General features: G+C 67.8%; 7 protein-coding genes. 4 read left to right on the forward strand and 3 right to left on the reverse strand.

The window, feature by feature from the left end; translation table 11 throughout:
* The first annotated feature begins 167 nt into the window (after positions 1-167).
* The 3 genes from rlmM to FAZ79_RS10845 all read left to right on the forward strand — a co-directional run bounded on the left by rlmM (position 168) and on the right by FAZ79_RS10845 (position 2131).
* Positions 168-1235 (forward strand): 23S rRNA (cytidine(2498)-2'-O)-methyltransferase RlmM, encoded by a 1068-nt coding sequence (gene rlmM, locus FAZ79_RS10840; RefSeq protein WP_136867983.1) that lies wholly within the window; start codon positions 168-170, stop codon positions 1233-1235.
* A 338-nt stretch (positions 1236-1573) separates the two neighbouring features.
* On the forward strand, positions 1574-1711 hold the full coding sequence (locus tag FAZ79_RS11580) for a hypothetical protein (protein ID WP_211238844.1): 138 nt from the start codon (positions 1574-1576) through the stop codon (positions 1709-1711).
* 30 nt (positions 1712-1741) lie between these two features.
* Positions 1742-2131: a DUF305 domain-containing protein gene (locus FAZ79_RS10845; RefSeq protein ID WP_211238845.1), complete on the forward strand. Its 390-nt coding sequence runs from the start codon at positions 1742-1744 to the stop codon at positions 2129-2131.
* Positions 2132-2290: 159 nt separating this feature from the next.
* Here FAZ79_RS10845 and FAZ79_RS10850 read toward each other — a convergent pair whose 3' ends face one another.
* The 3 genes from FAZ79_RS10850 to pap all read right to left on the reverse strand — a co-directional run bounded on the left by FAZ79_RS10850 (position 2291) and on the right by pap (position 5308).
* Complete coding sequence (locus tag FAZ79_RS10850; protein WP_136867984.1) at positions 2291-3286, reverse strand: diguanylate cyclase; 996 nt, start codon at positions 3284-3286, stop codon at positions 2291-2293.
* A 243-nt stretch (positions 3287-3529) separates the two neighbouring features.
* Positions 3530-3775: a hypothetical protein gene (locus tag FAZ79_RS10855; protein ID WP_136867985.1), complete on the reverse strand. Its 246-nt coding sequence runs from the start codon at positions 3773-3775 to the stop codon at positions 3530-3532.
* A gap of 30 nt (positions 3776-3805) precedes the next feature.
* On the reverse strand, positions 3806-5308 hold the full coding sequence (gene pap, locus FAZ79_RS10860) for a polyphosphate:AMP phosphotransferase (RefSeq protein ID WP_136867986.1): 1503 nt from the start codon (positions 5306-5308) through the stop codon (positions 3806-3808).
* A gap of 116 nt (positions 5309-5424) precedes the next feature.
* On the opposite strand from pap, the gene FAZ79_RS10865 reads away from it, so the two are divergent.
* A partial coding sequence (locus FAZ79_RS10865; RefSeq protein WP_136867987.1) for a thioredoxin domain-containing protein occupies positions 5425-7302 on the forward strand: 1878 nt, incomplete at its 3' end.

Genomic DNA, 7302 nt, shown 5'->3' on the forward strand with positions numbered 1-7302 from the left:
CAGGCGCGGATTTCTCCATCGAGGCCCGGAGCACTGAACCGCTCCACGAGGAGGCCGAATAGATTGACGCAACCTGATTATCCACCACCCCACCGGGGGCTTGCGATCGGGGAGCAGGCCATAGATGCGTCATGGCATCTCCGCGCGCGCTGAGGCATCCTCTCGCGATGATGGATACCAACCGACAACTGCTGCTTCTCACCCGCGCCGGCTACGAAGGCGACTGCGCCGCCCAGGTGCAGGCCGTCGCCGCCGAGGCCGGCGTGCACGGCTTCTGCAAGGCCAAGGCCGATACCGGCTATCTCACCTTCATCGCCCACGACGCGCAGGCATTGTCCGAGTGGTTCGAGACGCTCGACCTCGATGACCTGATCTTCGCCCGGCAGCTGTGTCTCGCTGGCGAGCCGCTGGCCGACCTGCCGCCCGACAACCGGCTGGGGCCGATCCTCGCCGCGCTCGATGGGCAGGCGTTCGGCGGCGTTTTTGTGGAGACACCGGATGCGGATGCGACCCGGCCGCTGATGCGACTGGCCCGCCAGTTCACCAAGCCGCTGGAGCAGTCGATGCGCAAGCGCGGGCTGCTCGAATCGGGCAACCGGGAGCGGCCAAGACTTCACCTGACGTTCACCGATTCCACCACCGTGATCCCCGGCTGGTCGCACCCGGGGCAGGCGGCGCCACGACCGATGGGCATCCCGCGCTTGAAGCTTTCCAAGCACGCGCCCAGCCGTTCGGCCCTCAAGCTCGAGGAGGCGCTGATCACCTTCCTCTCGCCCGACGAGCGCCAGGAACTGCTGCGCGCCGGATTGGAGGCCGTGGATCTCGGTGCCGCGCCTGGCGGCTGGACCTGGCAGCTCGTGCGCGACGGGCTGATGGTCACGGCCGTCGACAACGGTCCGATGGCGGAGGAGCTGGCGGCCTCCCACCAGGTCGAGCATCGCCGCGAGGACGGTTTCACCTTCCGCCCCGAGCGGCCGGTGGAGTGGCTGGTCTGCGACATGGTGGAGAAACCGATCCGCGTGGCGGCGCTGATGGCCGACTGGATGGCGCGCGGAGATTGCCGCCGGGCCATCTTCAACCTCAAGCTGCCGATGAAGAAGCGCCAGCAGGCGGTAACGGCGTGCCGGGAGTTGATCGAGGATCGGTTGATCGAGGCCGAGGTGCCGTTCGAGTTGGCTATTCGGCAGCTGTATCACGATCGGGATGAGGTGACGGCGTACTTGCGGCGCGTTTAGCTCTTCCTGCCTCTAGCCGCAGGGGATAGTTTCGCACGCCAAGTGTGTGGAGTGGCACGGCGCCGACTCCATGCCTACTCGCGCAATTGGCACGCGACATATCCTCCATCGACATGAATACGTGTCCGCCAAAGCCGCGTGTCCCCGCCCACGTGGCCCGACAAGATCCCCGAATCCAGGACACCCAAACCCCCACCCCTCCCGGTCGATGCGAAAGGCGCGGTCTACGCTCTCGGTGATTGTGCGAGGCGGGCGCCGTCTCGGTGTGGTTTTCGGCACTTCGGGCGCTTGTCTCTGTCTAGAACCAGGCCATGTGACGATACGAGGGAGAACCCGTCATGAGTCAGAAATCGCCAATGTCCGGCATGAGCTGGGGGCGCTTTGCGGCGATGATCGCGACGTCGACCGTCATCATGTTCTTCTTGATGTACCAGCTGGTCTTCTCGCTGGATCACGCCACGTTCAGCATGAATTGACTGATCGCCTCGCTGCTAATGGGGTGCGTCATGGCCGTGGTGATGCTCGGTTTCATGTGGCCGATGTACCGGGGGCGGAAGACCAAGGTGGCGGTCGTGGTCGTGGCGGCCCTGGTGGGCGCCTTGTTGCTGGCCGTGAACCGGTGGCAGGTGCTGATCGACGATGACGATTTCATGAAGTCGATGATTCCCCACCACTCGATCGCGATAAACAACGCGCGCAAGGCCGATATCAGCGATCCGCGCGTCCGTGAACTGGCCGACGAGATCATCGCCGCACAGGTCCGCGAGATCGAGTTGATGAAGCGGCTCCTGGACGATATCGAGGAAAACGGCGAGCGGGGCGATGCCGCCCTTCCGCCTCGTTCCACCGAGATAACCCTGGAAATGGAGCGCAAGATCCGTGAGGCGATGGAGTGACGGCACGTGATCCGTAGGGCCGTGTCGGCCCGGTCGGGCGGAGGGCGCTCGGCGGCAAGGGCGTGGCGCGTTCAGGAAAATCGGCGCGACAGCCCCCGGTCAACGCGCGACGGTGCGCGCCCCGCGACCGACGACCGTTTGCCCCGAGGGTGACTCACCTCACCCCCGATCCGCCCCCCGCCGCTCCGCCGGCCCACGCCGGCGCTCCCCCTTCTGCGCGTACATCCGCCCGTCGGCGCGGGTGATCAGCTCGTCCAGGTCGGTGCCGTCGGCCGGGCAGCGGGCCCAGCCGATGCTCAGGCGCGGGTCGATCTGTCGGCCGTCGATGGTCAGCGGGCGTTCGAGTTCGGCACGCAGCGCGGCCTCGTGCTCGGCCAGTCCCTCGTCGTCGGGTACCAGCAGGCAGAACTCGTCGCCGCCGAGCCGGGCGACGATTCCGCTCTCCCCGGCGGCGGCCTGCAGCCGTTCGCCCACGCGGGTGAGGACGTCGTCGCCGATGGCGTGGCCGTGTTCGTCGTTGACCGGCTTGAAGCAGTCGAGGTCGATGTAGGCCAGGGCGAACGAGCCGCCGTCGCGTTGGCAGTGAGCGGCCTGCTCGTAGAACGCGCGCCGGTTGAGCAGGCCGGTGAGGGCGTCGTGCCGGGATTCGTAGTGCAGGCGCTCGCTGGCCTGGTCGAGTTGCTCGGCCTGCTCGTGCAGCTCGTGCTGCAGGCGCCGGAAGGTGCGTCGGGTGGTGAGCATCAGGATGGCGGCGAACAGGATGCCGCCGATGCCGAACCAGAGCATGAACCGGCGCGCGGTCTCGGCGGTGTCGCGGGCGCGATCGATGGCCGCCTGCATGATCGCCTGCTCGTGGCGACGCAGTTCCTGGATGACGCCGTCGAACTGGCGGTCGAGATCGAACAGCTCGTTGCGCACGATGCGCATGGCCGGCTCGATCGCGTCGCGGGCGGCCAGATCCACCACGCGGTCCTGCAGTTCGACGGTGCGCGGGATCAGTTCGTCCTGGCGTTCCATCAGCGCGAGGCTGCGCTCGTCGTCGAGCCGGGCGCGCAGGGCGTTGCGCGCCTCGCCGACCCGGTTGCCCCACTTGTGGTAGTCCATCATCAGCGCGTCGCGCTCGAACGGGTCGTGGGTGAGCAGCTGGTTGATCATGGTCTGGTGGCGGTTGTAGGCCGCCCCGGGAAGGCCTGCGCAAATCCGATACCGCTCTGCGTGCCTTGAGCCGGGCAGATGCAAGGCATCCGTTCGCCGCGAAAGGGTTATTCCCTTTTCAAGAACGGTAACGCAGCAGCTGTCCGGCTCAAGGCACGCCCTGCGGGGCCAAGCGAGTCGCCCGTGCTCGGTGTTGCGTCGTCTTGACGTGGCCGCCGGCACGCCGGCGACGACGCGCCGTGATCACGAACGACTCGCATGGCCAGAGTGGCATCGGATTTGCGCAGACCTTCCCTGCAGATCGCTGGCCAGTTGCAGGCGTTGTCCGTGGTCCTGGGTGACGCTTTTCAGCTCGACCTGCAGGCGGTGGTTCTGCCACAGGCCGTTGGCGACCACCAGGATCATGCCGGCGAGCAGGATGCCGAAGGCGAACGTGATCAGGCCGATCTGGCGGCCGTGGGTCTCGCGCAGGTGGTGGGTGAACTTCATGGTCGGATCGTCCTTGTTGCCGGGATTGGCTCAGTCCGTCGGGTTGCGCTTGAGCGTCTTTTTCACCGCCTCGGCGGCGATCTTCATCACCTCGATGCGCGCGTAGCGCTTGTCGTTGGCCGGGATGATGTGCCACGGCGCGTACTCGGTCGAGGTGCGGATCACCATCTCGTTGACCGCCGCCTTGTAGTCGTCCCACTTCTCGCGATTGCGCCAGTCCTCGGGCGTGATCTTGTGCTTCTTGTAGGGCGTCTGCTGGCGGGCCTCGAAGCGCTTTAGCTGCTCCTCGGGCGTGATGTTGAGCCAGAACTTGAGCAGGGTCACGCCATGCTCGGCGAGCTGCTCCTCGAAGGTGTTGATCTCGTGGTAGGCGCGCGCCCAGTCGGGCTGGGGGGCCAGGCCCTCGACGCGTTCGACCAGCACGCGGCCGTACCAGGAACGGTCGAAGATGGCCCAGTAGCCGTCGCGCGGGATCTGTCGCCAGAAGCGCCACAGGTAGTGGTGATCGGCCTCCTCGTCGGTGGGCGCGGCGATCGGGATGACGCGGTAGAGCCGCGCGTCGAGCGCCTCGGTCAGGCGGCGGATGGCCCCGCCCTTGCCGGCGGCATCCCAGCCCTCGAACAGGGCGACCACTGGGCGGCGTGCCTCGAAGCCTTCCCAGCCGAGCCGGTTGAGCCGGGCGTCGAGGTCGCGCTTGCGTTTCTTGTAGTCGGGCTTGTCCAGCACGAGGTCGCCGGGGACGTGGTCGACGATGGTGCGCCGCGCGCTGTCGGCGTTCGGCAGGGCCGGGGCATGCGAGACCTTGATGGGACTCGGGCTCGCGCCGTTGGACAGGCGCGTGTCGATGGCGCGCAGCAGGGTCTTGCCGGCGGTCAGGTCACGAAAGTGCGGATCGGTCGCCTCGATCAGGAACCAGGGCGCCTCGCCGGTATCGGTTTCCCGCACCACGCGGGTGGCGATGCCGATGAACTCGTCGTAGTGGTTGGCCGCCTTGGCCGTTTCCGGGGCCATGTGCCAGTGGCTCTTGGGGTCGCGGCGGCGTTCCTTCACCCGACGGGCCTGTTCGTTGGCCGGTAGGTGGAACCAGAACTTCACCAGCAGCGCGCCGCCGTTGATCAACATGTGCTCGGTCTCGCGGATGCGCTCGAGCTCGCGGCTGACATCGTCCTCGGTCAGCTGGCCGTGCTGGGCGTCCTCGATCAGGTGCTGGTACCAGCCGCCGAACAGCACGGCGATCTCGCCGCCGCCGGGCATCGACCGCCAGTAGCGCCACCAGCGCGGGCGCTGCTTTTCCTCGTCGGTCTCGTCCCAGAAGACGTGCGTCTGCACGCCGCGCGAATCCAGCCACTCGAGCAGGTGGTTGACCAGTTCGCCCTTGCCGGCGCCCGCCACGCCGTTGATCAGCAGCAGTACCGGCAGGTTGGCCGCCCGCGCCCGGCGCTGGGCATCGAGCAGCTGCAGTCGCAACGCCGGCACGGCGTCCTTGAAATCGGACTTGGCGAGGCGACGGCCCAGTTCGGCGGCTTCGAACATCGGGATTCCTGCATAAACGGGGAAAACTGCAAGCCTAGCACCGCCGGCGTGTGTTGCCGCATTGCGCGTCGGGCTGTGCCATTCTCGTGACTGGACTCGAACGATGGGGTGACGGGATGACTCGATTGCAAGCGTGGCTGTGGCCGCTGGTGCTGCTGGCCATGGCCGGTGGCCCGGCCGTGGCCGAAAATCGTCTCGCCGCCACTGCCTCGGATTACCTGCGCGATCATGCCGACAATCCGGTCGACTGGTATCCCTGGGGAGAACAGGCCCTGGCCTTGGCCCGCGAGCAGGACAAGCCGATCTTCGTCTCGGTGGGCTATTCCACCTGCTACTGGTGCCACGTCGCCAAGCGCGAGCTCTACGAGGACCCCGAGATCGCCGCGGCGATGAACGAGGGGTTCGTCAACATCAAGATCGACCGCGAGCAGCGCCCCGACCTCGATCGGGTGTTGATGGCCGCCACGCGCGCGCTGGGCGAGGGCGGCGGCTGGCCCAACAACGTCTTTCTCACCCCGGACCTCGAGCCCTTCTTCGCCGGCAGCTATTTCCCGCCCGAGCCGCTGCCCGGCCGCGAGAGCTTCCCGCAGCTCCTCGAGCGTCTCTCCGATCAGTGGCAGTCGAATCGCGAACCGCTGCTCGAGCGGGCCGAGGCAACGGCCGAGGCGCTCAGGCAAGGCGCGGATGCCAGTCTCGCGCCCGAGCGCATCGATCCGGCCGACTGGCAGGCGCGGGCCATCGAGTTGCTGGAGGGACAGTTCGACCCGCTGGTGGGTGGCTTCGCCCCGCCGGGGCAGTCGAGCCGCTTTCCGCAGTCGCCCAGGCTGGCGCTGCTGCTCTCGGCGCTCGATGACGACGAGCAGGCCGCGCGGGCGGAACCGATGCTGCGCCAGACCCTGGCGGCGATGAGCATCGGTGCGCTGTTCGATCACGTCGGTGGCGGGTTTCATCGCTACACGGTCGACCCCGAGTGGGCGATCCCGCACTTCGAGAAGATGCTGGTCGACAACGCCCAGCTGATCGGTCACTACGCGCGGGCCGGGCAGCGGCTCGACGAGGACTGGTTCGGTGACGTCGCCGCGCGCAGCGTCGGGTATCTCGAGCGCAGGCTCTGGGCGGACGGGGGTGGCTATTTCACCGCCGAGAACGCCGAGCTCGACGGCATCGAGGGCAAGAGCTACGTCTTTACCGCCGAGGAGATCCGCGCGGTGTTGGGCGAGGATGCCGAGGCCTTCCTCGACTGGCACCAGCTGGCCGGCCTGCCGGAAAGCCGGATCGATCACGAACTGCCCGATGGCGGGGCGGTGAACCTGGCCGTGGGCCGGGCCCTGGATGCCTTCGAGCGGGGCGAGCTGGCCGAGTCGATCGCCGGCTTCGAGCCCGATTACGCCGCCCTGCTCGAGGCGCGCCAGGCGCGTGGCCTGCCTCAGCGCGATCGCAAGCAGGTCGCCGAGTTCAACGCGTTGACCGGACTGGGCCTGCTGGCGGCCGCCCAGCCACTCGACCGGGGCGACTGGCACGAGCGGGCGCAGGCGGTGGGTGACTGGATCTGGTCACGGCTCTGGGATGCCGATGAGCAGCGCCTGTACCGGCAGGTCTACGAAGGCGAGGTCTCCGGCGAGGCATTTCTTTCCGATCACGCAGCTGCCGGCCGCCTGATGTTGGCGCTGTACGGATCGAGCCACGATATCCGTTGGCTGTTGCGCACCCAGCGGCTCGCCGCGACGATCGAGCGCGATTACCTCGACGAGTCGGGGCGGCTGCACGAGCGCCCGCCGCAAGCGGGTGGCGGGCTGCCGCTCAGCCCACCGTTGACGGGTGACGATGCCTCGCCGTCGGGGCATTCGCAGGCGGTGGTGTTCCTGCTGGATCTTGGCGCCGTGCTCGAGGACCCGGCGCGCCAGGCGCGGGCCGTGCGCGCGTTGGCGGGGTTCGCCACCGAGGTGGACGCCGCACCGGCCGACTGGGGGGTTCCTGGTCGGCGCACTGGCCCG

The organism is Guyparkeria sp. SB14A (assembly GCF_005096345.1).
Taxonomy (GTDB): domain Bacteria; phylum Pseudomonadota; class Gammaproteobacteria; order Halothiobacillales; family Halothiobacillaceae; genus Guyparkeria; species Guyparkeria hydrothermalis.

Bases quoted from the DNA above. Each gene is read 5' to 3' on its own strand.
- FAZ79_RS10845 (WP_211238845.1), top strand. From the start codon at position 1,742: ATGGCCGTGGTGATGCTCGGTTTCATGTGGCCGATGTACCGGGGGCGG.
- pap (WP_136867986.1), bottom strand. From the start codon at position 5,308: ATGTTCGAAGCCGCCGAACTGGGCCGTCGCCTCGCCAAGTCCGATTTC.
- FAZ79_RS10850 (WP_136867984.1), bottom strand. From the start codon at position 3,286: ATGATCAACCAGCTGCTCACCCACGACCCGTTCGAGCGCGACGCGCTG.
- FAZ79_RS11580 (WP_211238844.1), top strand. From the start codon at position 1,574: ATGAGTCAGAAATCGCCAATGTCCGGCATGAGCTGGGGGCGCTTTGCG.
- rlmM (WP_136867983.1), top strand. From the start codon at position 168: ATGATGGATACCAACCGACAACTGCTGCTTCTCACCCGCGCCGGCTAC.
- FAZ79_RS10855 (WP_136867985.1), bottom strand. From the start codon at position 3,775: ATGAAGTTCACCCACCACCTGCGCGAGACCCACGGCCGCCAGATCGGC.